This window comes from Sorangium sp. So ce394, from assembly GCF_051474665.1.
GTDB classification, from domain to species: domain Bacteria; phylum Myxococcota_A; class Polyangia; order Polyangiales; family Polyangiaceae; genus Sorangium; species Sorangium cellulosum_D.
In genome coordinates, this window is the sequence record NZ_CP150339.1 from 5931397 (window position 1) to 5956844 (window position 25448).

Below are 25448 nucleotides of genomic sequence, written 5' to 3' on the forward strand. Positions count from 1 at the left end.
CATGGCCCCGCGGGCGCATCGGAGCGGCGCCGTTGCGATCGGTCATGCGTAGGAGACTTCGAGGATCTCGTAGGTGCGTGGACCGGCCGGCATCATCACGCGGACCTCCTCGCCGACCTCGTGGCCGAGCAGCGCGCGCGCGAGCGGCGAGGCGATGGAGATGCGCCCGACCTTGAGATCGGCCTCTTCGGGCCCGACGATCTGGAAGCTCTGCTCCTCATCCGTGTCCACGTTGGCGAGCTTGACCTTGGCGCCGAACTGGACCTTGCTGCCGCTCAGCTTGGACGGATCGATGACCTCGGCGCGCGAGAGCGTCTGCTCGAGGTAGCTGATGCGGGCGACGATCATGCCCTGCCGCTCCTTGGCGGCGTGATACTCGGCGTTCTCGGAGAGATCGCCGTGCTCCCGGGCCGTCCCGATGTCCTTGACGACCTGCGGCAGGTCGATCTCTTTCAGCCGTCGCATCTCTTCGCGGAGCCGCGCTTGCCCCTCGGGGGTCATGGGTACTTTCTCGGACATGGTGGGGACGCTTTTAGCATGGCTCCCGGCCGGTCGACGACGGCGCGAGACGCGCCGATCGCGGATAGCGCCGGCCGCCCGGACCGCAGCGCGCCCTGCCCTGCCCCCGCCGGACTACCCCCGCCAGCGCACGATCTTCCGCGGAGGCCGCCGCGCGTGGGCGTCCGCTGACTTCGTCGCGCTCCGGACGAGGGCCGCCGCGGTCCGGGAGAGCTCCTCCGGGCGCGGGCCGCCGTGCGGGACGGCCGCGGCGTCGACCGTCGCCGTGGCCGCGCCGGTCGCCTCGGCGAGCCGCACCTCGACCGGGACGTCCGCGTCCGGGAGCCGCACGACGCCGCGGTAGACGAACTCGCCCGGCGCGCCGCCGGCGTCGGCCTGCTCCAGCACGTAGCGAGCGCCCGAGGACGGCCGCCCGACCGCCTGCGTCACAGCTGCGGCCCCGAGCGGGCCGGGCCCGACGCCGCCTTGGCGGGCGCGCGGCGCTGCCCGCCGGGGCCCATCTCGTCGAGGAACCGCCGCGCGGTCACCGCGAACGGGCCGCCGAAGTCCCGGATGACCGACTCGAACACGGCGCGCGCCTCGTCCGGCTTCTTCATCTTGAGGAGCGTCTCGCCCTTGAGCACGAGCGCCTCCGCGTCGAGCCCCGAGCCCGGGAAGGTCCGCAGCGCGTAGTCGATCCGCGCGATGGCCGCGTCGAACACGTCCTCCTTGAGGTAGTAGCGCGCCACGTAGAGCTCGTGGCGCACGAGCCGCCCCGTCACGACCTCGAGCATGTAGGCCGCGTCATCGCGGTAACGGCTGCGCGGGAACTGCCGGAGGAAGGTGCGGATCTCCCGGTGGGCCTCGATCGTGGTCGCCTGATCGCGCTCCTCGGCCGGCGGCAGGAACACCGTGTCGTCGATGTCCAGGAAGAGCGACTTCGCCATCCGGTACTTCGCGTACTCGACGTTCCGATCCGTCCGGTGCTCCTGGATGAACGCGCGGTACGCCGAGATCGCCTCGGGGTACTTGCCCTGCTCGAACTCGAGGTCGGCGATCCTGAGGTCGGCGAGCCGGGCGTAGCGGCTGTACGCGAAGCGCCGCTTCACCTCGGAGAAGAGGGCGCGCGCGTCCTCCCAGTCCTTGGCCTCGAAGGCGGCCATGGCCTCGTTGTACGCGGCCTGCGCGTCCTCGGTGTACGTGAGGGTTGCGGTGCGGCCGTCGTTGAGCTCGAAGTCGCAGCCCACGAGCCCGCCCAGGGCAGCGAGGCACCCGGCGAGGGCGAGGACAGCGGCGGTGGGTCTCATCGTGCACGCCTCGTACCCAATCCGGCGCCGGCGCGCCAGGGCTTCCGCCGTGGGCCGGGCGCGCGCGCCCTTGCTCCCGCGTCGTGGCACCCGGGGGAGCTGGGGTATGGTCGGCCCATGCCCGCTTCCCCTCCGGCGCCCGCGCCAGCGGCCCCCACCCCGACGCTGCACCCGGGCGGCGCCGCCTCGCCCACGGTCCTCATCGTGGACGACGAGCGCAACATCCGGCGCACCCTCGCGCTCGTCCTGCAGGGCGAGGGCTACCAGGTCGCCGAGGCCCCGAGCGCCGAGGCGGCGCTGGAGCTGCTCGCGCACGGCGACATGCCCGTCGACCTCGCCCTGGTCGACCTGCTCCTGCCCGGCATGAACGGCCTCGACCTCCTCCAGCGCGTGCGCCAGGACGACGCCACCCGCGAGCTGCCGGTCATCGTGATCAGCGGGCACGCGACGGTCAACGACGCGGTGAAGGCCGTCAAGCTCGGCGCCTGCGACTTCTTCGAGAAGCCGCTCAACCGCGAGCGCGTCCTCGTGGGGGTCAAGAACGCGCTGCAGAACTCGCGGCTCGCGCGGGAGGTCGAGGACCTGAAGGCCCAGGTGCAGTCGCGCTACGAGATGATCGGCCAGAGCGCCGCGATGCAGCGGCTGTTCAAGGAGATCGATCGCGTCGCGCCCACGAAGGCGAGCGTGCTCATCACCGGCGAGAGCGGCACCGGCAAGGAGCTCATCAGCCGCGCCATCCACCGGCTCTCGCCGCGGGCGCGGGGCCCCTTCGTCCGGGTCAACTGCGCCGCGATCCCGCGCGAGCTCATCGAGAGCGAGCTCTTCGGCCACGAGCGCGGCGCGTTCACCGGGGCGAGCGGGCCGAAGCGGGGCTTCTTCGAGCAGGCCCACGGCGGCACGCTGTTCCTCGACGAGATCGGCGACATGGACCTCGCCGCCCAGGCCAAGGTGCTGCGCGCGCTGCAGTCGGGCGAGATCTGCCGCGTCGGCGGCGAGCACAGCCGGCACGTCGACGTCCGGGTGCTCGCCGCGACGAACAAGGACCTCTCGCGCGAGGTCGCCGCGCTGCGCTTCCGCGAGGACCTCTTCTTCCGCCTCGCGGTGTTCCCGATCAAGAGCCCGGCGCTGCGCGACCGCATGGAGGACCTGCGCGCCCTCGCCGACGCGTTCATGGCGGCGTTCTGCAACGAGAACGGCCTGAAGCAGAAGGCGATCGATCCGGTGGTCTACGCCGCGCTCGAGCGCCGGAGCTGGCCGGGCAACGTGCGCGAGCTCAAGAACGTCATCGAGCGCGCCGCGATCCTCTCGGGCGACGTCGTCACCATCGCCGATCTGCCGGAGGATCCGCACGAGAACCCGTTCGAGGACGACGCGCAGGCCGCCGCCGGGGAGGGGCCCTGCGCGCCGCCCGCCCCCGGCGCGGCCGAGCCGCCCGCGGGCGCGGCCCGGAGCGAGCCGGAGCGCCCTCGCCTCACGCTGCGCGAGTTCCGCGATCGGGCCGAGCGCCGCTACATCGTCGAGGTGCTGGCCAGCCTCGACTGGAACATCTCGCGCGCGGCCGTGCTGCTCGGCGTCGAGCGCACGAACCTCCACAAGAAGATCCGCGCGTACGGCATCAAGCGGGGCGAGGCGCCGTAGCGCCGGCGCCCGCGGCCTCGCCTCGCGACGCGGCCCTGCTGCCCCGCTACGCGGCCCCGCCGAGCGCCCTGCGGACGGCGCGGAGGAGCGACTCGGCCGTGAACGGCTTGCCCAGCACCGCGGCGTCCGGCCGGGCGGCGAGCGCGTCGCCCGTGTAGCCGGACATGAAGAGCACCCGCATGTCCGGCCGCTGCTTCACGAGGCGCTCGGCGAGCTCGCCGCCGGACATCTCGGGCATCAGCACGTCGGTGAGCAAGAGGTCGACCCGCCCGCGCTGCGCCTCGCAGACGCGCAGCGCCTCGCGCGGGCCGCGCGCCGTCAGCGTGGTGTAGCCGTGCTGCGCGAGGATCCGGCTCGCGAGCGCGACCACCGCGTCCTCGTCGTCGGTGACGAGCACCGTCCCGCCGTCGCCCCGGCGCGGCGCGGCGTGGGGCGCGCGCCCGCGCCGCGAGGCCGACGGCCGCGCCGAGAGCGGCAGGTAGATCTCGACGCGCGTGCCCTCCCCGGGCTGGGACGCGAGCTCGATGAAGCCGCGCCACTGCTTGACGATCCCGTACACGGTGGCGAGCCCGAGGCCGGCCCCCTTCCCCCTCGGCTTCGTCGTGAAGAACGGCTCGAAGGCGCGCGTCCGCACGTCGTCGCTCATCCCGCTGCCGGTGTCGCTCACGACGAGGCGCGCGTACCTGCCGGGCGGGATCGCCGGGTGCGCGTCGTGCAGGCCCCCCGCGGCGCCGACGCGGACCGCGCGCGCCTCGATCGACAGCCGGCCGCCGTCCTGCATCGCGTCGCGCGCGTTCAGCGCGAGGTTCATGACCACCTGCTCGAGCTGCCCCGCGTCCGCGAGCACCCGGCACCCCGAGGGGCCGAGCGCCATCGCGAGCTCGACGCCGCCCCCGACGGCGGCGCGGAGCGCGCCCTCCATGCCGCGCACCACGTCCCGCAGATCCAGCACGACCGGCTGCGCGAGCCCGCGCCGGCTCACCGTGAGCAGCTGCCGCGTGAGCGACGCCGCCCGCTGCGCGGCGCCCTTGATCTCGGCGAGATCCTTCTGCACCGGGCTCTGCTCGTCGAGCTCCTCCATGACGAGGCTCGTGTAGTTCAGGATGATCGCGAGCAGGTTGTTGTAATCGTGCGCGATCCCGCCGGCGAGCCGCCCGACCGCCTCCATCTTCTGCGCCTGGCGCAGCTCTTCCGAGAGCTCGCGCCGGCGCTCCTCGGTGGAGCGCGAGGACGACAGATCGACGATCGCCCCGGTCACGAGCCGCTCCCCGCGCCCCTCCGCGAGCGACTCGGTCCGCATCACGCGGACCGTCGAGCCGTCGCGGCGCGTGAGGCACGTCTCGATCGCGCTCGCCGGCGGCGGCTTCCCGCCCCCGCCGCCCGCCACGCACCCGCCGAGGACGAGATCCGCCGCCGCGAGCGCCTCCTGCCGCGAGCCGTAGCCGAGCAGCCGGGCGAGCGCCTCGTTGCAGTCGAGGAGGCGGCCGTCGAGCGAGGCCACGTAGAGCCCGGCCGGCGAGCAGGACGCGAGCAGCGAGCTGTGCAGCAGCGGGCTGTGCTCCACCGGGTCTCTCGACGACGATCGTCCGCTGCTCATCGACGCGCTGTCCGTGCCGAAACGTTCAGCCGGAGGGAGATCCCCGACTCCCCGAAATGAAGCGCGGACTCCCCTCGACTGCAACGCCGTTCACGCCGGCAACGTGCGCGCGTGGCGGGCGGACCGGGCCGCTCTGCCGCGCAGCGCAGCGCGGACGGTTTCTCCTTCTCCGTCCCGCCGAACTGGCCTAGACCCCGCCGGGGCTCGGGCGAGCCCGCAGGAGCGCGGCATGTTCTTCCTCGACAGCTCGAACCCGGACGAGATCAAGGAGATGTTCTCCTGGGGCGTGCTCGCGGGCGTGACCACGAACCCCCTCATCCTCTCGCGCGACGCGGGCTGCGTCGACCTCGAGCGGCGCATCCGCGAGGTGCTCTCGGCGTCGGCCGGCCCGGTGTCGGTCGAGCTGACGAGCGAGACCGAGGCGGCGATGCTCGAGGAGGCCCGCGGCTACCACGCGTGGGCGCCCGAGCGCATCTGCGTCAAGGTGCCGTTCAGCGACGTCGGCCTCAAGGTGACGCACGCCCTGGCGAAGCGCGGCGTGCGCACCAACGTCACGTGCGTGATGAGCTTCAACCAGGCGTACCTCGCGGCCCTCGCCGGCGGCGCGTACGTCTCGATCTTCAGCGGGCGCATCCGCGACATGGGCTACCCGGCGGCCCCGGTCATCGAGCGCACGCGCGCGCGGCTCGATCGCGAGCGGCTGCGCGCCGAGATCATCGTGGGCTCGATCCGCCACCTCATGGACGTGAACGAGGCGCTCGACGCCGGCGCGCACATCGTGACCGTGCCGCCGGCCATCCTGCGGAAGATGCTCCACAACCCGAAGACCGAGGAGACGATCCGCGAATTCAACGCCGCCTGGGAGAAGCGTGCTAAGTAGCCGCGCGTGAACGCCGAGCCCGGCCGCGCGCGAGGAGACGTGGAAGCTCGAGGGCCGCGCCCCCCCGGAGACCCGAGAGACGAGGACACCGCCGGCCCGCGCGCGCCGCTCCGCGCCCCGGCGGAGGCCCCCGCCGGCCGCAAGTACGCGGTCGAGGAGGTGAACCGGGCCCTCGTGGCCGTCGCCGGCCGGCCCCGGACGGTGCTCGACGTCGGCTGCGGGATCGGGCTCAACGGCGCCGCGGTCAAGCGCACGGGCGCGCGCGTGACCGGGATCGAGATCGCGCCCGCGTCGGTCGCGCGCGCCGGCGAGGCGCTCGACGAGGTCCTCGCCGCCGACATCACGAGCGACGCCGCCGTGCGCGAGGCGCTCGGCGACCGGCGCTTCGACCTGATCCTGTTCGCCGACGTCCTCGAGCACACCGCGGATCCGCTCGCCGTGCTCTGCCGCTTCCTGCCGCACCTCGAGGAGGACGGCCACGTCATCGTCTCGCTCCCGAACGTCGCGGCGTGGCCGGTGCGCCTCGGCCTCCTCGCGGGGCGGTTCGACTACGCGCCGAGCGGCATCCTCGACGACTCGCACCTCCGCTTCTTCACCCGCGCGTCGGCGCTCCGGCTCGTCGAGCGGGCCGGGCTCGAGGTGCTCCGCGTCGAGCAGAACCCGATGCTCGTCCGCGCCGCCAAGGAGCTCATCCTGAGCGGCCTCGGCGCGGGCGACGACCCCACCGATCTCGCCCGCTCGCTCCCCTACAAGGCCTACCACGCGCTCGTCCGCCCGCTGGAGGACGTCGTGGCGAGCCGCGCGCCCGGCCTCCTCGCGTTCCAGCACGTGATCGTCGCCCGGAAGCCGCCGCGCCCCCGCCGGATGCGGCTCACCGTCGGCATGCTCACGATGGACGAGGAGGAGAGCGTCGGCGCCATGATCGGCGAGATCAGGAAGGCCGCGCCCGACGCGGAGATCCTCTGCGTCGACAGCTCCACGCGGGACCGGACCCCCGAGATCGCGGCCAGCCTCGGGGCGCGCGTGCTCCGCCAGGTGCCGCCCCGCGGCCACGGCCCGGCGATGGAGCTCCTCATGTACAGCGCCGCGGCCCGGAGCGAGCTGCTCATCTACCTCGATTGCGACTTCACCTACCCCGCCGAGAACATCCCGGTGCTCCGGCGGCTCGTCGAGGAGGAGGGCGCCGACGTGGTGAACTGCGCCCGCACGCGCTCGAGGCCCGCGGCCATGCCGGTCCCGAACTACCTCGCCAACCGCGCCTTCGCCGCCATGGCGCACGCGATGCACGGCATCCCCACCTCGGACGTCCACAGCGGCATGCGCGCTTACCGCTGCTCGGTGATTCGGGCGTTCGATTTCGACGGTGAGGGGGACGCGCTGCCCATCGACACGCTGCTCTTCCCGGCCAAGTGCGGCTATCGCGTGGTGGAGATGCCGATCGACTACAACGAGCGCGTCGGCACCTCGAAGCTGCGCAAGCTGGCTGGCACGGTGTGGACCATGATTCGCCTCCTGCGCGCGCTCCCCGTGGGCGACCGCCTCGGCGATCGCTACGAGCGTCGCTAGGCGTCCCCGAGCGCGCCGCCCGGCGTCTCCGCTTCGTCGCGCAGCAGCGATGAGGCGGTGACAACGCGGTGCGGCGTCCCGTCTCCCGCGTGGTCATCGCATTCCCGGCGCCTATACTCGGCATCTTTGAGTCGAGAGGAGGCGAGAGATGCGATTTCAGAAGGTAGTTTGCGTACTAGGTGTGTCCGCGCTGACGGGCGCGGCCGCTGCGGCGGGCTGCGGTGGCGACGACGGCGGGGGGACGAGCTCGAATTCGGGGGCGACCGGCGGCGCGACCGTAAGAGACTGCTCGCAGAAACACCCGGTCTGCACGGCGGTCGCCTCGGACTGCGTCGCCGTCCATGACAATCGGGACGCGACCACGTTCGGGCTACGCATGGCGCAGCTCACGATCACGAAGCCCGACGTGCTCGCGATCGGCTATGTCGCCCGGCTCGTCGCCCAGGGCCTGACGATCAATCTGCCCCAGTGTAATCTGAACGGCACGGGCACCTTCTCCTGGCTGCTCGAGTTCGACAAGGCGAACGGCAAGCTGCGCACCGGCGGCGCGAAGATCGCGGACGACCCGCTCGAGGGGTACTGCTTCGCGAACATGTCCGTGGGCGAGTTCGAGATCGCGCCGACCGAGATCGACGCCCCCGTGGGCGACGACGGCGCGTGGAGCGGCGAGGCCGAGACCCTCAACGTCCCGATCTTCCTGGAGACGAGCCCGGATCCGATCATCCTACCCATGCACCAGGTGCGGCTCACCGACGCCACGCTGTCCGCGGACAACAACTGCATCGGCCGGTACAACGTCGAGGGCCTCGACTGGATGAACGCCTGCCTCCCCGGCCAGGACGGCGACCCCCCGGCGTTCATCAACGGCGGCAAGCTCGCCGCCTTCATCACGCTGGAGGAGGTCGACCGGGTGATCGTGCCCGACGTCAAGCAGAGCCTCTGTGTCGTGCTCTCGGGCGATATCGTAAAATACGGAGCCGGTGGGGACCCCAATACCTGCAAGCGCGACGAGAGCGGCCAGATCGTGCTGAAGGGCGACTGGTGCAGCGCGACGAACTCGCCTGCGACGGACGACTGCGCAGACGCCTATGCGCTCGGCGGCGAGTTCGCGGCGAGCGCCGTCAAGATCAACGGTCTCTGCCAGCAGTAGCGCTTGCGGGCGGCTCTCCGGGGAGCGTACGCTTTGTCGTGGCGTCCTGACGCCCGCGCCCAGCGGGCTCGGCGCTGCGGGCCGCGCTCCTCGGAGGGTTCCTTATGCCCCGCGTCATCAAGCATCTCTCCTCCATCCTTGTGCTCCTTGTCATCGCCGGGTGTGCCGCTTCGGGCGGCGGGTGCTCCGGCTGTGGAATGACCCCCCTCCCCGCCGGCTTCAAGCCCGCGGACCGCATCGAGAACGCCGGCTCGGCGCGGCTCACGCAGTCGGGCATCGAGTTCCTCGAGCAGAACCTGGGCGTGCTCGGGCGCGCGCTGCTCGGCGGCGGGGACAGCGGCGTGATCACCTTCTCCATCCCGAAGTCCTCGGGCTCGGTAGGCTTTAGCCCCCTCACTATCGACTACGTCCTCTGTCCCGGCGGGGCCGATCCGGCGGCGACCCCCCCGGCGTGCGTGGCCGAGATCGACGTGGGGCGCGCGGCGCTGCAGATCCAGCCGAAGACGCCGCACAACCTGGTCATCCGGGGGCCTCTGCCGGTGCGGATGCAGCGGCTGCCCCTCTTCCTCGACGGCGGCATCCTGGGCGAGAGCACCCAGTACGTCACCCTCAACGGCAACGACGCGTGCCCGCCCGACGAGCAGACCTTCACGAACATCGATGTCGAGGTCGACCTCTCGATCGAGATCGACGTGAACCCGCAGCACTCGCGGCAGGGCTACTCGCGCGTCAAGGTGAACCGGCTCTGGATCGACGAGGATCAGCTCGAATCGAGCCTGCACCTCGACTGCGGGGGCACGTGGGTGGGCGATGCCCTCGATTTCGTGAAGCCGATCCTCACGAGCTTCATGGGATCCATGTCCGACGCGCTGAAGGGCCAGCTCGACCAGCAGCTCTGTCAGAAGGCCGATCCGACGCTGGATCCGGCCTGCCCCGACGGCACGAACGATATCGGCGGGGTCTGCCGTTACGGCACGCACGCGACCGACGAGTGCGCCTCGATCCTGCTCGGCGTCGAGGGCCACCTCGACCTCGGCCAGCTGCTCGCGAGCATCTCCCCCGGCACCCAGGGCGGGTTCGACCTCCTGCTCGCCGGCGGCGGCATGGGCGAGCGCGACGACGGCTCGGATCTCGCGTGGGGCGACCTCAACCCCATCGGCAACGGGGTCACCCTCGGCCTCTACGGCGGCGCCGAGCCGCTGCCGACCTCGAAGTGTGTGCCGCTGTCGGACATCGAGCTGCCCGCGGGCATTCCGATTCCGGATGAGCTCGTCGCCAACACCATCTCCGGCTGGCCCGGCGACCTCCCCGGCCCGCACGTCGGTCTCGCGATCTCCGAGCGGTTCGCGAATTACGCCATGAACGGCCTCTACAACAGCGGACTGCTCTGCCTCGGGATCTCCACGGAGACGGTGCCTCTCCTCAACTCCGGCACGCTGGGGCTGCTCGCGGCGTCGGCCAAGGACCTCGCGCTCCAGCGCGAGTCGCAGCAGGTCGCGCTCGTCATCCGCCCGCAGGCGCCGCCGCGGGTCACCTTCGGCGACGGCACGGACGCCGTCGATGATCCGCTGATCCGCATCCAGCTCGAGCGGGCGAGCTTCGATTTCTACATCTGGTCCCTCGACCGCTTCATCCGGTTCATGACCGCGACGTTCGATCTCGACGTGCCCATGAACCTCGCGGTCACCCCCGAGGGGCTCACGCCGGTGATCGCGACGATCGGGGTCACGAACGGCGAGGTGACGAACAGCGCGCTCCTCCGGGAGAACCCCGGGTCGATCGCGGAGGCGCTGGGCAGCCTCCTCGGCAGCCAGGTCGGGCAGCTGATCGGCAGCGGCCTGCCGGCGATCGATCTCGACGGGTCGCTCGCGCCGCTCGGGCTCTCGCTGATCCTCCCGGAGTCGGCCGAGGGGGCGGGCTCCCCCGGCCTGCGGAAGCTCACGAAGGGCCAGGACAACTACCTCGGCATCTTCGCGTCGTTCGCCACGGCGGCGCAGCAGCGCTCGATGCAGAGCGAGACCCAGGCCGAGCTGAGCCGCAAGGAGGTGCGGGCCGAGGGGCTCCGCCTGCCGACGATGACCCGCGACAACGGGCCCACGGCGCGGCTCGTCATGAGCTCGCCGCTCGACGACGGCACCCGGGTCGTCGAGTACTCGTACCGCGTCGACAGCGGCGCGTGGCGCCCGTTCACGCGCGAGCGCATCGTCGACCTGCGCGACGACTGGCTGCGGCTCCCGGGGCGCCACCTGATCTCGGTGCGATCGCGCGTCGCGGGCGACCCACTGTCGCTCGATCCCACGCCGGCGACCGTGGAGATGGTGGTCGACGTCGATCCGCCGGTCATCTCGGTCGGCGCGGCGGTCGACGGGTGGGCGCCGCTCGAGGTGCGCGACGGGGTGTCGGACGCCGAGCGCGCGAAGGTGCGCGTGCGGCTCGACGGCGGGCCGTGGTCGGCGTGGTCGACGGCGGCGGAGATGCGGTCGGTGGACGTCGGCGGCGCCGCCGACATCGAGGTCGAGGCCGTGGACGAGGAGGGGAACCTCGGCACGGCGCGGCAGCCGATCCTCCGCGGCCGCTTCCCGGTCGACCCGTCGGCCGGCTGCGGCTGCGTCGTGGCCGGCGGCCCGAGCGGCGGTCCGTCGGGCGGCCTCTGGCTCGGCCTCGCGGCCGCCGCAGCGATCGTGCGGCTCGCGCGGCGCGGCGGCGCCCGGCGCGCCGGCGGCCGCGGCGAGGCGCCCGCCCGCGGCGAGGCGCCCGCCCGCGGCGAGGCGCCCGCCCGCGGCGAGGCGCCGACGCGCGCGGCCCGGCGCCGCGCGCGCGGCGCGCTGGCCGCGGTCGCCGTCACCGCGCTCCTCGGCTCGCACGCGGGCTGCTCGTGCAGCGACGAGCCGGTCGTGGAGGACCAGAGATGCGTCGCGCCCGACTGCATGACGCTGGAGCACGGCCTCATCGGGGCCTACACCTCGGTCGCGGTCGCCGGCGACAAGCGCACCGTCTGGGTCGCCGGTTACGCGGAGGCCGACTGGCGCAACGCCTTCCAGTGGGGCGACCTCGTGGTCGGCACCTGGGACGGCGAGGCCGTCGCGTGGGAGGCGATCGACGGCGTGCCCGCCGAGCCTCCGGTCGACCCGACCCGGTTCGACGCGAGCGGGTTCCGCGGGGGCCAGACCGAACCGGGCGACGACGTCGGCCTCTGGACCTCGATCGCGATCGGCCCGGACGGCGAGCCGGCGGTCGCCTACTACGACCGGACCCACCGCGGGCTGAAGTTCGCGCAGAAGCAGGGCGACACGTGGGCCGTGAGCTCCGTGCAGCAGGCGCCGAACAGCGACATCGGCCGCTACGCGAAGCTCCTCTTCGTGAAGGGGCTGCCCGTCATCGCCTACCTCGCGATGGAGCCCGGCGAGGACGGCGCGGTCACGTCGAGCGTCCGGCTCGCGACCGGGGAGAGCGCCACGCCCGGGGAGGGCGCGTGGCGGTTCGAGGACGTGGCGACCGACGAGGCGACGCCGTGCCGCGAGTTCCTCTGCGGCGCGGGGACGAAGTGCGTCCGGTCCACGGGGCGCTGCGTGAAGCCGCTCGCGAGCGGCGACTGCGCGCCGGCGTGCGCCTCGGGAGAAGCGTGCATCGACGGCGACGGCTCGCCGGCGTGCGCCGAGATCTCCGACGGGAACCGGACCGAGACGTACCCCGAGGCGATCGGCGACTACATCGCGATGGCCCCGGACGACGCGGGCGGGTTCGGCCTGGCGTTCTACGATCGCATCCGCGGCGACCTGGTGATCGCGTCGCGATCGGCGGGGGCGTGGGAGACGCGGATCGTGGACGGCGCGGCGCCGGACGGGACCGACACGGGCGACGTCGGCATGGGCGCGTCGCTGTTCATCGATCGCGCCGGCGACTGGCACCTCGCCTACGCGGACGGCCGCTCGGAGGGGCTGCGGTACGCACGGGTGAAGGGCGGCGAGGAGGTCGAGGCGCCCGAGGTGGCGGACGACGGGCTCGGGATCGAGGGCGTCCCCTTCGCGGACGGGCAGCACCTCGTCGGCGACGACGCGAGCGTGTTCGTGACGGCGGCCGGCGAGGTGCGCATCAGCTACCAGGACGCGACGAGCGGGACCCTGCGGCTCGCGATCGGGACGAAGAGCGGCGACGGCCACAGCTGGCTCGTGCAGGAGATCGAGCAGGAGGGGTTCGCGGGCGCCTTCTCCCGGATCATCGAGGTGGACGGGGAGCTGCTCATCGCGAACTGGTGGCGCGTCGGCGGCCAGACCACGAAGGGCGACGTGGCGCTCGTCGCCCCCTGAGCCCCCGCCAGGGCGCCGGGCCCCGGCCCGCGCGGGCGCGGGGCGCCGCGCGCATCTCCGGCGGGAGCACGCGGCCGGCGGATCGCCCTTGATCCGGCGATCCGCCGACTGGCTATGCTCCGGTCGGCGCGACCAGGGCGCGGTGCGTCCTCTGCAAGGATGTGCAGGCACGGCGAAGCGCCACAGGAAAGGCTTGGACGATGAGAGCGACGGAACGGACGAGCAGCAAGGCGGTGAGCAACGCATCCCCTCCCCCCTCCGGCGGAGCGCAGGCCGAGATCGGCGCGCCGTCGCGGCGCGCCGCGCGCCGGCGGAGGCTCGGCATCCCCTTCCTGTGGACGCTCCCCGCCGCGTCGGCGGTCGTGGCGTTGCAGCTCGTCGGATGCTGGCCGCTGTCCTACTCCGAGGATTGCGAGGACGACGCCCGGTACTGCCCCCCCGCAGCGACCGGGACCGGCGGCAACGCGCCCGACCCGACGTGCGACCCGGATCCGACCCAGGACGCGAGCACGGTGACGGAGCGGTGCGCCGTGTTCGCGCGCGCGGACGCGGCGTCTGACGGCAACGGGACCAAGGCGCGGCCGTACGCGTCGCTCGCCGAGGCCATCGCGAACGCGAACGGCAAGCGGGTGCTGGCGTGCTCGAGCGGCGTGTTCGAGGAGAGCGTCACGGTCAAGGCGCCGGTCGAGGTGATCGGCGGCTTCGACTGCACCGCGGACTGGGCCTGGAGCGAGCAGGCGCGGAGCGCGATCGAGGGCTCCGCCGACGAGGTGGCGCTCACGCTCGCGGAGGACGCGGGCGGGGTGAAGGTCCAGAGCTTCACGATCCGCGCGGCCGACGCGACGAAGCCGGGCGGGTCGTCGATCGGCGTAGCGGTCGCGGATATCGAGGCCGAGCTCGTGCGCGTCGACGTGATCGCGGGCGACGCGAGGGACGGCGCGTCGGGCGAGACGTCGGCGGCCGCGCAGAACGGCGCGAGCGCGCCGGCGGACGTGTCGCACGCGTGCGTCGTCGCGGTCTACGGCGGCTTGCCGGGCAAGACGACGTGCGACGACGGCGAGACGAGCGGCGGCGTCGGCGGCCTGGGTGGAAAGCCCGAGGAAGACGAGGGGCGCGGGCAAAACGGCCAGACCGGCACGCCGCAGGTGGATCCCTCGACCGAGGACGGCGTCGGCGGCGTCGGGCACGGGCAGCCAGGCGCGTCGATCGACTGCAGGAGCGGCGAACCCGGCGCGAGGGGCGCCACCGGCGGGGCTGGCACGGGCGGCAGCGACACCACGCTGCAGCTGGCCAGCATCGTCGGAGGCGACGGCGGCAAGGGCGTCAACGGGGCGCGCGGTCAAGGCGGCGGCGGCGGCGGCGGCGCGAAGGCAGGACAGTTCTGCTCGCTCGGCGGAGGGAGTTTCACCGAGGGTGCGGGCGCCAGCGGCGGCGGCGGCGGGGCCGGCGGCTGCGGCGGCAGAGGAGGAGCCGGCGGCAAGGCCGGCGGATCGAGCATCGCGATCCTCAGCCTCGGGACGCAGCTGGCGCTGACCGACGTGACCGTCGCCGTCGGCAAGGCGGGCAACGGCGGCGCGGGCGGGGACGGAAGCCCCGGTGGCGCGGGCGGCACGGGGGCCGACGGCGGCAACCGCGTCACGGCGTCCGGCTCGATCGAGGGCTGCCCGGGTGGCAAGGGCGGGGCCGGCGGCGACGGCGGCCCCGGCGGCGGCGGTCGAGGTGGCCACGCGGTGGGCATCGCCTACAAGGTCACGCCAAGCCCCGCGCCCGCCGAGGTGCCGTTCGACGGAGGCCCGGCCGGAGGCGGCGGTCGCTCCGGGTTCGGCGGCGGCGACAGCAACGCCGGCGCGCCCGGGGTGAGCGGCGCCTGCTGGGACTTCGCCACGAACACGAGCTGCGCGCCGCAGTGAGCCGCGGCGCAGTGAGCCGCAGCGCAGTGAGCCGCGCCCAGTGAGCCGCGCCGCAGCGCCGCCGTGCGCTCACGGCGGCGCCACAGCGCGGCGCCGTCACGCGCTCACAGCGAGCCGCAGCGCGACGCCGTCACACGCTCACAGCGACGCCGCGCGGATCTCCGTGATCGCGGGGCCGCTCACGCGCGCGCGCTCGGCGGCCACCAGCTCCAGGAGCTCCTGCCGGGTCGCCTGGCCGCTCTCGAGCAGCTCGCGCATCGCGCCGTCCACGTAACCCTTCGCGCGCGCCAGGCGGGGAGCGCTCTCCCCGCCCTCCCGCGCGATCAGCATGTCGTGCAGCATCCGCCTGAGCCCCGCCATCGCCTCGGTCTTCGAGCGCATCGCCATCACCTCGCCCGATCGGCCTAGCGGAGGCGGCGCGATCCGGCCAAGTTTCAGGCGCGCGGCAGCCTGCTCAGCGCGGCGTCCGCGGCCGCGCGCTCGATCCCCGCGAGCGCGACCCCCGGGCCCTTCCGCGGGACGAGGACCACGCGGCAGCGGCCGCGGGCCGCCGTCTCCACGTGGGACAGCCCGAAGTCGAGCGCCGCGCCGAACGCGAACACGAGCGCGCCCATGCCGAGCAACTCGGGGGAGCCCGCCCGCGCGCCGTCGACGAGCAGCGACACGCCGAGGTACGTCCCCAGCCCCAGCGCGACGAGCCCCGCATAGAGCCCGAGCCGCGGGTAGCGCACCTCGCGCGTCGCCCGCAGGAGCGACTCGACCGGGATGTACGTCTCCTGCTCGCGCAGCGTCCGGCCGAACAGCTCGGTCCGGCTCCGGACGGTCACGCCCCTCGCGCCGATCTCCACCGCGGCCGGCCGGCGGTACCGCAGGAGGAACCGCCCCGCGAGCCGGGCGGCGTGCATCGCCAGCAGGATCCCGGTCGCCGCCAGCAGCACGAGCGCCACCGGCCCGCGCGGCGGCGGCGACAGCTCGCCCGCGAGCCGCCCCGGCGCCCGGCCGTCGCCCTCCGCCCAGCCCTCGTCCCCGCTCGCCCCCGCGCCGCCCTGCGCGGCGTCGCCGCCCGCGGCCGACGCGCCCGGCGCGCGGCTCGGCCGCCGGCCGGGTGACGCCGCGTCGCGCAGCAGCGACCGCACGATCGGGTCGCGCACCTCGTCCACCAGCGCCGCGGCCTCGGCGCGCGCGTCCGTCGAGGCGCTCCCCCGCAGCGCGGCCGCGGCGATGATCGCGCCCGCCCGGCCGAGCTGCGGCAGCGCGCCCTGGTCGGCGCGCCGCACCAGCGCGGCGACCGCCCGCCAGAGCCCCGCGGCGCGCTCGCCCAGCGCGGCGTCCAGAGCCGTCAGCGCGTCGACCGAGGTGTACGTCGCCAGCCAGACGAGCGCCTCGGCCACGCGCCCCTCCGCGTCCGGCCCCTCGGGCGGCGAGAGGGCGACCCCGCGGGCGAGCAGCGTGGCGAGGAGCACCCGGGTCGCGCTCCCCGCGCCCTCGCTGGTGCCGCGCTCGAGCGCCCGGATCACGTTGCCGAACCGGGTCTCCGCGTCGGCGGCCGACAGGCCCGCGCGGTCCACGAGCTCCGCGAGGCCGCCCTCCAGGGTGGTCCGCCGCTCGTCCGCGGCGGCGAAGGCCGCCGTGTGGACGACCCGCGCGAGGTCGTCGCCATGGGGGTGTCCGGCAAGCTCATCGAGCACGGCGTGCGGAGAGTGATCGGGCGTCATCGGCGCGGGCTGGTCGGATTAACTGAACGCCGCCCCTTTGGCTAGTGTTCCGAGCGGCCCCGGAGGGTCTCCGCGCCCCCCGAGGCGCGCGCGGCCGTCCTTTGCCCCGCGCGCCGCCCCTTCCCCGCCCGCGGCGCTGCTCCCGCCCGGCGCGTCGCCGCTTCCGCGCCGCGCGCTACTTCCTCCTCCGCGCGGCGGCCTGCTCCCGCAGCGCCTGCTCCACGAAGCCCATGATCAGCTTGAGCTGCCGGTTCGTGACGTGGAGCTTCGACCAGATGACCTTCCCGTCGGTGTTGAAGGTGACCTCGTCCACCACGTCGATGCGCGTGATCCCCAGGTTGATGGTCCGGATCGCGTTCAAGGTCCTCGTGAGCTCCTGCGCGTGAGCCAGCGCATCTTCAGCGGATTCGTCGCCCGCCGTGAGGGTCAGGTCGGCGCCCCCGTCCTTGGTCGGCGTGACCGTGAGCCGCATCCACGCGATGCTCTTCGGGAGCGCCTGGACCCCGCGGAAGGCGTTCGCCGGCGTGAGCAGGGAGATGACGATGCCCGCCGCGGACGATTTGTTGAAGCCTTTCATAGACTTCAACTTGGACAGTTGAGCTTCTTCTTCAGCGGGAAGGACCACGAGCAGCCGCCGGTCCGGGACCAGCGCGAAGATGCGCTCGCTGCGGTCGGCGGTGGCCCGGGCGGCGGGGACGGGGGCGTCCTCGATCCACGAGCCGTTGGAGCGCTGGACGACGACGTCGACCGCCGCGCGCATGGCCTCCTCGGGCGCCCGGTAGTCCATGACGGCGACGACCTTGCTGGAGTCGCGCAGCTGCGGCCCGGCGATGAGGAGGTGGTCGATGTCCCGGATCGGGTCGACGGCGGTGTCCTGGAAGAAGGACTGCCACTGGGGGATGGTCGTCAGGATCCGGCCGAACCACTCGCCGAGCTCGTGGCTGCGCAGCCGGTCGCCGGCGATGAGCACCTGCACGTTCGGGTCCTTCGACGCGAGCTTGCCCGGCGCGCCCGCGGCGCTCAGCGGGGTGCGGAGGTTCGGGTGATCGCTGTCGTCGCCCGCGCCCCCGTCCCCGGCCGCGTCCGGGCCCGCGTCGCCCGGCGGCCGGCGGCGCGGCGGCGGCGCGCCGGCGTCCGGCGCCTCGGGCGCGGCGCTGGCCGACGCCGCGGGAGGAGGCGTCGCGGGCGGCGGCGTCGCGGGCGCGGCGGCGCCCTCGCCGCCGGGCGTCGCCGCGCCGCCGGTCGCGGCGGGCGCCGCCGCGACCGCGCTGGGATCGTCCGCGAGCAGATCGAGGTCGATCGGGACGATGGTCTCGCCGGCGTCGTAGTCGGTCAGCTCGCCCCGCAGCGCGAACATCGCCTCGAGCCACGAGAACAGCGGGGTCGGCAGGAGGGGCAGGTGCAGGAGCAGCGCGACGGCCGCCGCGGTCGCCAGCGCGCGCCGCGAGGCGGCGCGGACGAGCGGGATGACCCCGGCGCCCAGGCCCGCACGCCGGGCCGAAGTCGTGTTGTTCGAGCCACGCCCCGGGGTCCGTTCCGCCACGGCGGTACCCTAGCAGCCGCCGTCCGAACGGCACTCGCACCGCGGACGGCGCGCGGGCCGCGCGTGCGCCCCACGTCGGGGCTGCGTGGCATGTCGTTCGCTCCGGCGACGCTCATGCGATGCCGCCTGCCCCGGCGCCCGCCGCGGCGAAACCCGAGGGACGCGCGCTCCGCAGAGAAGTGGATCGACACGTGAGTGACCAGGTACTAAGACCGCCGAGCCGACCCGACCCTACGGGTCGATCAAACGACCGCGAGGACCGGGATGGCCGGTCCTCGCCCAACGCTGTGGATGCGATGAACCGCTCTCAGGCGCCCCGCCCCCGCGGGCAGAACGACCCCGCACGATCGCACGGCAGCGGCAACGTCCGCACCGGCGGCGCGCGGAAGCCGCAACCCGCGCCGGACGCAGGCCGCTCCGCGGGCGGCGCCGCGCGCTCCTCGCTCGTCTCCAGCGCGCTCGGGTTCATCGCCGCGGCGGCCTTCGCCGGCACCGCCGCGTGGGCGAGCGGCTGCCAGGGCGAGGCGCCCCCCGGCCCCTCCACCGAGGGCAAGTCGCCGCCCGAGCGGACGTCGTCGCTCCCCCGCCCGTCGCCCACCTCGTCGGCGCGCGCGATCGCGTCGGCCGACGCCCCCAAGGAGGCGCCGAGCGCCGCGCCCTCGGCGGCCCCGGAGCCGCCCGCGCCCGACAAGCCCTACACGGGTCCGCTGCTCGGCTCGATCGTGCCGCAGGCGGCGGTCTACCCGACGATGGAGTTCTCGAAGCAGCGGCTCGGCTACATCCGGCTCGGCAGCAAGGTGCCGGTCGATCCGAAGCCGATCAAGGGCGGCAGCTGCGCCAAGGGCTGGTACCGCCTCCTCGACGGCGGCTACGTCTGCGGGAGGTCGGCCACGACCGACCTGTCGAACCCGCAGGTGCGCCTCGGCATCACGGCGCCGAACCTCGACGACGTCCTCCCGTACAAGTACGCGTTCAACACGACGCACGGCACGCCGCTCTACCGCTCCGTCCCCTCGAAGGACGAGATGGCGCGCTACGAGCCGTACCTCGAGTCGTCGAAGCGCAAGAAGAAGGAAGAGGAGCGGCAGCGCGCCGAGGAGCTCTACGAGGAGACCGAGAAGGAGGTCGCCGCCGCGGCCGCGGCCGCCGCCGCGCGCCCCTCGGCGAGCCCCCCCGAGCCGGGCGCGACCCCGGTGGCCGCCGTCGCCACGCAGGCGTCCGCGGCGGAGGACAAGGCGGCGGCCGTCGCCGCGGCCGCGTCGCTCGGCATCATGGCCCCGGCGCCGGTCGAGGAGGAGCCCGAGAAGCCCTGGTGGGAGAACGTCGACGAGAACGGCAGGCCGCGCAACGTCACGCTCGCCGATCTCGACAAGGACTCCGACGCGACGGTCGCGAAGCGGATGGTGAAGGGCTTCTTCGTCGCGGTCGACAAGACCTTCGGGTGGAACGGCCGCAGCTGGTACAAGACGACCGCGGGGCTCGTCGCGCCGAGCGACCGCATGTACATCATCAAGCCGCCGTCCTCGCAGGGCATCGACTTCCCCGAGGGCGCGAAGTCGGTCGGCTTCATCCTCGCGAAGACGGCGAGCAAGTACCAGTTCGACGCCGAGATGAAGTCCGTCTCCGTGGCCGGCTCGCTCGAGCGCTTCGCCGCGTTCGGCCTCACGGGCGAGAGCCACAAGCACAAGTCGGTCGTCTACCGGAAGACCACCGAGGGCTGGTGGATGAAGGGCGCCGACGGGACGTACACCGAGCTCGGCGCCCCGCCGCAGGACCTCGCGCCGGGCGAGAAGTGGATCGACGTGAACCTGTCGCGCAAGACGCTGGTCGCCGTCGAGGGCGACAGGCCCGTCTTCGCGGCGCTCGTCTCCCCCGGCAGGCGCTCGAAGGACAAGAAGAAGGACCACCCGACGCTGACAGGGGTGTTCCGCATCCGCGAGAAGCACATCGCGACCACGATGGACGGCGACGGGACGGTCGCGGGCGATCTGCCGTACAGCATCGAGGACGTGCCGTTCGTCGCGTACTACGACGGGTCGTACGCGCTCCACGGCGCCTTCTGGCACTCCAACTTCGGCCGGGAGATGAGCCACGGCTGCGTGAACCTCTCGCCGCTCGACGCGAAGAAGGTGTTCTTCTGGAGCGAGCCCAGGCTGCCCCGCGGCTGGCACGGGGTGTGGGCCACGCCCGAGAACCGCGGGACGATCATCTCCATCCACGAGTGAGCGCGTCGCGATCGAGCTCGACCCCGGAGGCGGGACGCCGCCGGCCGCTCCCGCGGGCGCCTCGCCGGCCGCCGAGCTCGGCGCTGGAAATCCGGGCAGGTCGTGTTCGGAACAGCTTGAACGCTCGCTTTGACAGGGCTCCCTCTTGACTCTGGAGCCCCCTTCGCACACTTGTGGAGCCGCCATGGACCAGTTCTCGGCGCACCTCGATCGCGGGTGGGATCTTGTCCAGCGCGGGGATACGCGCGGAGCAGAGGCGTCGGCCCGGCGGGCGCTCGAGCTCGATCCGAACTCGCCGGAGGCTCACAACCTGCTCGGCTTCGTCGCCGCCCTGGAGGGCGAGGGCGAGGAGGCCATCGAGGCGTATCGCCAGGCGATCGCCCTCGACGACACCTACCTGGAGGCGATGCTCAACGCCGCCGAGGTGTACATCCACCCGCTCGGCGATTTCGACCAGGCGATCGAGATGTGCGACCAGGCGCTCGACCTGGCCGAGGTCGACGAGGAGATCATCGACGCGCTCCTCCTCAAGTTCGACGCGCTGCTCGGCAAGGGCGATCTCGACGAGGCCGCGCAGGTCGCCGCCAGGATCCCCGACGGCCCGTACGACAACCCGAACCACACGTTCCTCGTGGGCCGCGCCTTCTACGAGATCGGCCAGGCCGACAAGGCCGCCGCGCTCATCGAGGAGGCGGCGCTCAAGGACCCGCGGCACGCCGAGGCCCACTACTACCTCGGGCTCATCCGCGACGAGCGGGGCGACGTCCGCGGGGCGACGCAGGCGTTCCTGCGCTCGCGCGAGCTCGACGTCGAGCTCGGCATGCCCCCCTGGGCGCCGAGCCGCGACGGCTTCATGACGCTCGCGCAGAAGACGATCGCCGCGCTCAACCCCGTGCTCCGTCGGTACGTCGACGGCGCGGAGCTCTACATCTCCGACGTGCCCGGGATGGAGCTCGTGGCCGAGGGGGTCGATCCGCGCGCGCTGGTGCTCCTCGACGGCCTCAACGCCGACGAGCGCGAGCGGGGCCTGCGCGGCAGCGCCGAGGTCCACCCGTGCGCGCGGGTCTTCGTCTACGCCCTCAACGTCGCGCGGCTCGCGGGCAGCATCGAGGCGCTCGACCGCGAGATCAACCTCGCGCTCGAGCGCGAGATCACCGCGACGTTCCTCGAAGCCGAGCAGAGCGAGCGGACCGAGAAAGAGCTCAACTGACGCGCGCGGTCGCCGCGGTCGTCAGCCGACGCCCGCGCGCGTGATCGCCGCGATCGGCGCCCGCGGGCGCGCCGAGCCGCTGCCGCTCGGCGCGGAGGCTCGCGCGGCGCGGGCGCGCGCGGCGCCTACTTCCACTTGACGGCGATCACCTCGGTGCTGATGCCGGGCGAGGAGCGGATGACCACGGAGCTCATCAGCCGGTGCACGGCGCCGAGCCCGACGCCGAGGCCCTGGCCGGGCATCCTCGGCGCGAGCCGCGCGGAGCTCGACGAGGACGGGCTGCGATCGCTCTTCGGCCCCACCTCCTCCAGGATCGCGAGCTTCGGGTCGATGCCGGGGCCGGAGTCGCGCACGATCACCTCGACGCCCCAGCGGCCGCTGCCCGCGAGGGCGTCCTCGCGGATCGCGCGGATGCTGATGCTGCCGCCGCCGCCGTGGCGCACGGCGTTCGACACGAGCTCGGCGATGGCGATCGCGAGCTCGTGCTGCGCGCGCTCCGAGAGCCCAGCCCAGCGCGCGATCTGCGCGCCCTCGGCCGCGCAGGCGAAGCGATCTTCCTCGCGCGTGACGGGGATGGTGAAGACGGGCGGGCTGCGCTGCGTCACGAAGGGACCCTGTCGCGGAGCACCGCGACCACGCACGTCGCGTCGTCGAACGACTTCTTGTGGACCTCGACGATGCGGCGCGCCATCTCCTCCGGATCGAGGTCGCGGAACGCGCCGAGATCGAAGCCGCTGGAGATGCCGTCCGAGTGCAGGAGGACGACATCGCCCGGCGCCACGGGGAATCGAAAGCTGCGGAGCCGCCGCACGCGGCGCCCGAGGATCCCGGCGGAGCAGAAGATCGGCATCGCCGTGCGCGTGATCGCCTTCATCGCGATGTTGCCGACGCCCGAGAACTCGAGCTCGCCGGTGCCCTCGTCGATGCGCAGGAGCGCGGCGGCCGCCCCGCGCGTCGACGCGAGCTGCTCCCCTGCCCCGGTCAGCAGATCCTCGAGCGGCATCGACGCGTGGTCCTCCACGTAGCGACAGAAGGCGGAGGCCGCCTGCGCTGCGTGGGGACCGTGGCCGAGCCCGTCCGCGAGGCCGATCAGCGCCCAGGAGGACTGCCGGACCACCACCACCTCGTCGCCGGCGACCTCCTCGCCGGCCGCGACGCAGCACGCGGTCCCGATCGCAATTGTCATCCGAGGTACTTCCTGACCGTCACGGTCGTCCCCGCGCCGGGCGCCGTCTTGACATCGAACGCATCCATGAGCGCCTTCGTGCCGCGGAGCCCCGCGCCCATGCCGTGGCGCGAGCGGTACTTGCCGCTCAGGATCTCCTGCAGGTTCGAGATCCCGGGCCCGTGATCCTGCGCGATGATCTCGATCGCGCGCATCGGCGAGGTGAGCGAGCGGACGATGATCTGCCCGTTGCCCGCGTACCTCACGATGTTGCGCCCGAGCTCGGAGATCGCCGTGACGATCTTCGTCTGCAGGACGTCGCTGACGAGGTGCTCGATGCAGAGCTCGCGGCCAGCAGACCGCGCGCGCAGCACGTCCTCCTCGTTGCGCACGTCGATGGTGATCTCGCGCGGCGCGGGGGCGGCGTGATCGAGCTCGCCGAGCTCGGTGATGCACCGATCGAGCTGCGCCTGATCGCGCACGAACAGCTTCACCCCGCGCTTGACCTCGACGAGCAGGCGCCTGAGATCGCCCTCGCGCGCGTAGAGCGGGTCGACCTTCGCCTGCCGAATGCCGCAGTCGATGACGCTCTTCCTCACCGCGGGCGAGAGGAACTGCGCCAGCACCGTCTCGATCTGATCCGTGATCGAGCGGCCGACGATCTGCGGAGACGACGGCACAGGGCCGCGCGCCGATTGCGGCGAGCTCGGCATGCGCGTCGACACCGGTCCACCGGACCGGCTCGACGGCGGCCCCGTGGCGCCGCCGCTGGAGGGCGGTCCGTCACGAGGAGGGATCTTCATGCGTCACCTCGTTCGTGAGCTCGGGCGGCATCAGGTCGTCCTCCGCGGACGGCGCGAGCATCTCGACGGCGCGCTCCAGGTTGAGCGCCGTCACGACGCCAGGGATCTCCAGATCCATCTCGACCAGGGCGATCGCGACCGCGGGGCGCAGGCCGCACACCGCCGTCCGGACGCCCATCAGCCGGGCCGTGAGCGCGATGTCACGGATGGCGCGGGTGAGATAGCTGTCGAGAATCTCGACACCGGAGAGGTCGACGATGAGGCCGCGGGGCGAGCGCGATTCGATCGACCCCGTCACGTCGTCGCGCAGCTGCTCGACCTGCCCGTCGGTTAGCCCGCCCTGCACCGAGACGATTAAATTCCCGAAGAGGCCCACGATGGGGACCCTACCCGCTTGCATCAAGTGGACGTCTCCTTCCTCGCGCTGAGCTGCAGCTGTGACGTGGTCATGGGACCGCTGCCCGACGGATCGAACGCGGCCCCGTGGCCGCCAGGGGTGAAAGGCTGTCCCGCCGGCTTCTCGTCGCCCTTGGCCGCGCCGCGGCGGCCGCCCATGAGGGACGAGAGCGTCGGCTTCTGGCCGGCGAGCGCCAGGCTCTCGCGCAGCGCGTGCTTGAGGTTGCGCGCGGCGCGCACGGAGCCGAGGTTGATGCCGAGCTCCACCATCGTCTGCGCGACCGCGGGCCTGACCCCGGTGATGCGGCACCGCGCGCCGAGCAGCTCGACCGCCTTCATCAGCTTCATGAAATGGTCGGCCGTCCGCGTGTCGATCACCTCGACGCCCGTCACGTCGATGATGACGTAGCGCGACTGGCGACGGACGATCTCGTCGAGCAGCCGCTCCATGATCTGCGCGCTCCTCCGCGAGTCGACGACGCCGATGATCGGCAGCGCGAGGACGTCGTCCCAGAGCTCGAGGATCGGCGTCGAGATCTCGTCGATGGCGTAGCGGAGCCGCTCGACGAGCTCGCTCTTGGCGCTCTCGCTCTCGACCAGGTCGCGGTTCTTCGCCTCGAGATCCTCGATGAGGCGCTTCTTCTCGGTCGCGTCGCGGAAGACGGCGACGGCGCCGGAGATCGAGCCGTCCTTGCCCCGCATGGGGCTCGCGCTGACCGTCAGGAACAGCCCCGCCGCCTGGCCGGGATCGAGCCGCGCGTCGGCGAACATCGGCGGCAAGCGGACCGAGCGCGGCTCGCTGTCGCCCGCCTGCGGCCCCGAAGCGGGGGCGAGGGTCGCCATGGCGTTGCCCGGCGCGGCCTGCGGCAGGCGCGCGTGCCGCGCGTCCTGCTCCGCGGGCTTCCTCACGAAGAGCTCGACCTGATCGACCGTCTCGCCGCGCAGGGCGCGCACGAGCGGGTGCTCCGACGCGGGCCAGGGCGTCGCCTGGTCGGGGAAGAACAGCGTGGCCTCGCCGGGCCCCGGCTCGCCGTTCGCGGCGACGTCGAGGGACGCGCGGCCGAGCATGTGCTCCGCGGCCGGGTTGCGCATCAGGAGCTCGCCCTCGTGGTCCACGACGGCGACGCCGTCGGCCATGCTGTCGAGCACCAGCTTGAAGATGCCCGCTTGCCGCCGCAGCTCGTCCTCCGAGCGGGCCAGCTGCTCGCCGCGCTCGCGCGCCTCGCGCCTCGCCTGGTCGAGCTCCGCGGCCTGCTCCTTCGCCGCGCGCTCGCGCTCCTCGATCTGCTGCTCGAGCGTCGCGACGCGCTCCGTGAGCCTCGCAATCTCTTGCCGCAGAGCTTCTTCGCTCATCGCGAATTCTCCGTCGTGAGCCCGCGCTCGCCGTGCAGCGCGTCCCTCCGATGCGCGGCGCGGCGAGCCGCGTCGCAGGCTCGCCCGACGTCTGCGCGCCGGGAGCAGGAGACGCGCAGGCCGGACGAGGCGGCAGCGGAGGGCGCCTGGCGCTCCGTCGTCCTGTCCGTCCTTTGCACGCTCGT

General features: G+C 73.4%; 20 protein-coding genes. 8 read left to right on the forward strand and 12 right to left on the reverse strand.

Annotated features, from left to right (window positions below):
• Positions 1-42: 42 nt before the first annotated feature.
• The 3 genes from greA to WMF33_RS21655 form a co-directional block, all read right to left on the reverse strand.
• The gene (gene greA, locus WMF33_RS21645) at positions 43-519 is read right to left on the reverse strand and encodes a transcription elongation factor GreA (RefSeq protein WP_020736283.1); all 477 of its coding nucleotides are present in this window, start codon (positions 517-519) and stop codon (positions 43-45) included.
• A gap of 114 nt (positions 520-633) precedes the next feature.
• Positions 634-948 (reverse strand): hypothetical protein, encoded by a 315-nt coding sequence (locus tag WMF33_RS21650; protein WP_020736284.1) that lies wholly within the window; start codon positions 946-948, stop codon positions 634-636.
• The gene (locus WMF33_RS21655) at positions 945-1805 is read right to left on the reverse strand and encodes an outer membrane protein assembly factor BamD (RefSeq protein WP_061627909.1); all 861 of its coding nucleotides are present in this window, start codon (positions 1803-1805) and stop codon (positions 945-947) included. Before WMF33_RS21655 ends, WMF33_RS21650 begins: the two co-directional genes overlap by 4 nt.
• A gap of 117 nt (positions 1806-1922) precedes the next feature.
• On the opposite strand from WMF33_RS21655, the gene WMF33_RS21660 reads away from it, so the two are divergent.
• Positions 1923-3443 (forward strand): sigma-54-dependent transcriptional regulator, encoded by a 1521-nt coding sequence (locus tag WMF33_RS21660; protein WP_437338919.1) that lies wholly within the window; start codon positions 1923-1925, stop codon positions 3441-3443.
• A gap of 46 nt (positions 3444-3489) precedes the next feature.
• Here the strand turns inward: WMF33_RS21660 and WMF33_RS21665 are convergent, their stop codons facing one another.
• Positions 3490-5040, reverse strand: coding sequence for an ATP-binding protein (locus WMF33_RS21665; protein WP_437338920.1), 1551 nt, complete (start codon positions 5038-5040; stop codon positions 3490-3492).
• 229 nt (positions 5041-5269) lie between these two features.
• Here WMF33_RS21665 and WMF33_RS21670 point away from each other — a divergent pair, with 229 nt between their 5' ends.
• From WMF33_RS21670 to WMF33_RS21690, 5 genes are all read left to right on the forward strand, one after another.
• Positions 5270-5920, forward strand: coding sequence for a transaldolase family protein (locus tag WMF33_RS21670; protein ID WP_061627907.1), 651 nt, complete (start codon positions 5270-5272; stop codon positions 5918-5920).
• 39 nt (positions 5921-5959) lie between these two features.
• Positions 5960-7486, forward strand: a complete 1527-nt coding sequence (locus tag WMF33_RS21675; RefSeq protein WP_437338921.1) for a methyltransferase domain-containing protein — start codon at positions 5960-5962, stop codon at positions 7484-7486.
• Positions 7487-7667: 181 nt separating this feature from the next.
• Entirely contained in the window at positions 7668-8636 is a 969-nt protein-coding gene (locus tag WMF33_RS21680) for a hypothetical protein (RefSeq protein WP_437338922.1), read from the forward strand.
• A gap of 197 nt (positions 8637-8833) precedes the next feature.
• Positions 8834-12943: a hypothetical protein gene (locus tag WMF33_RS21685; protein ID WP_437338923.1), complete on the forward strand. Its 4110-nt coding sequence runs from the start codon at positions 8834-8836 to the stop codon at positions 12941-12943.
• A gap of 200 nt (positions 12944-13143) precedes the next feature.
• Positions 13144-14853, forward strand: a complete 1710-nt coding sequence (locus WMF33_RS21690; protein WP_437338924.1) for a hypothetical protein — start codon at positions 13144-13146, stop codon at positions 14851-14853.
• 138 nt (positions 14854-14991) lie between these two features.
• On the opposite strand, the gene WMF33_RS21695 is transcribed toward WMF33_RS21690, so the two are convergent.
• The 3 genes from WMF33_RS21695 to WMF33_RS21705 all read right to left on the reverse strand — a co-directional run bounded on the left by WMF33_RS21695 (position 14992) and on the right by WMF33_RS21705 (position 18111).
• Positions 14992-15234, reverse strand: coding sequence for a hypothetical protein (locus tag WMF33_RS21695; protein ID WP_236644703.1), 243 nt, complete (start codon positions 15232-15234; stop codon positions 14992-14994).
• 53 nt (positions 15235-15287) lie between these two features.
• Complete coding sequence (locus WMF33_RS21700; RefSeq protein WP_437338925.1) at positions 15288-16541, reverse strand: hypothetical protein; 1254 nt, start codon at positions 16539-16541, stop codon at positions 15288-15290.
• 202 nt (positions 16542-16743) lie between these two features.
• Positions 16744-18111 carry a hypothetical protein gene (locus WMF33_RS21705; RefSeq protein ID WP_437338926.1) on the reverse strand — a complete coding sequence of 456 codons (1368 nt, stop codon included), beginning with the start codon at positions 18109-18111 and terminating at the stop codon, positions 16744-16746.
• A 296-nt stretch (positions 18112-18407) separates the two neighbouring features.
• On the opposite strand from WMF33_RS21705, the gene WMF33_RS21710 reads away from it, so the two are divergent.
• Positions 18408-20336, forward strand: coding sequence for a L,D-transpeptidase (locus WMF33_RS21710; RefSeq protein WP_437338927.1), 1929 nt, complete (start codon positions 18408-18410; stop codon positions 20334-20336).
• Between the two features lie 184 nt (positions 20337-20520).
• Entirely contained in the window at positions 20521-21546 is a 1026-nt protein-coding gene (locus WMF33_RS21715) for a tetratricopeptide repeat protein (protein WP_437338928.1), read from the forward strand.
• A 125-nt stretch (positions 21547-21671) separates the two neighbouring features.
• Here WMF33_RS21715 and WMF33_RS21720 read toward each other — a convergent pair whose 3' ends face one another.
• The 5 genes from WMF33_RS21720 to WMF33_RS21740 are packed head-to-tail and all read right to left on the reverse strand — an operon-like array spanning position 21672 to position 25263.
• Positions 21672-22151 carry an ATP-binding protein gene (locus tag WMF33_RS21720; RefSeq protein ID WP_061628164.1) on the reverse strand — a complete coding sequence of 160 codons (480 nt, stop codon included), beginning with the start codon at positions 22149-22151 and terminating at the stop codon, positions 21672-21674.
• Positions 22148-22732: a SpoIIE family protein phosphatase gene (locus WMF33_RS21725; RefSeq protein WP_437338929.1), complete on the reverse strand. Its 585-nt coding sequence runs from the start codon at positions 22730-22732 to the stop codon at positions 22148-22150. Before WMF33_RS21725 ends, WMF33_RS21720 begins: the two co-directional genes overlap by 4 nt.
• The gene (locus tag WMF33_RS21730; RefSeq protein WP_437321228.1) at positions 22729-23514 is read right to left on the reverse strand and encodes an anti-sigma regulatory factor; all 786 of its coding nucleotides are present in this window, start codon (positions 23512-23514) and stop codon (positions 22729-22731) included. Before WMF33_RS21730 ends, WMF33_RS21725 begins: the two co-directional genes overlap by 4 nt.
• Positions 23495-23890 carry an STAS domain-containing protein gene (locus WMF33_RS21735; protein WP_020736301.1) on the reverse strand — a complete coding sequence of 132 codons (396 nt, stop codon included), beginning with the start codon at positions 23888-23890 and terminating at the stop codon, positions 23495-23497. The genes WMF33_RS21730 and WMF33_RS21735 overlap by 20 nt, the downstream gene beginning before the upstream one ends.
• Before the next feature lie 23 nt (positions 23891-23913).
• Positions 23914-25263: an STAS domain-containing protein gene (locus WMF33_RS21740; RefSeq protein ID WP_437338930.1), complete on the reverse strand. Its 1350-nt coding sequence runs from the start codon at positions 25261-25263 to the stop codon at positions 23914-23916.
• Between the last annotated feature and the right edge of the window lie 185 nt (positions 25264-25448).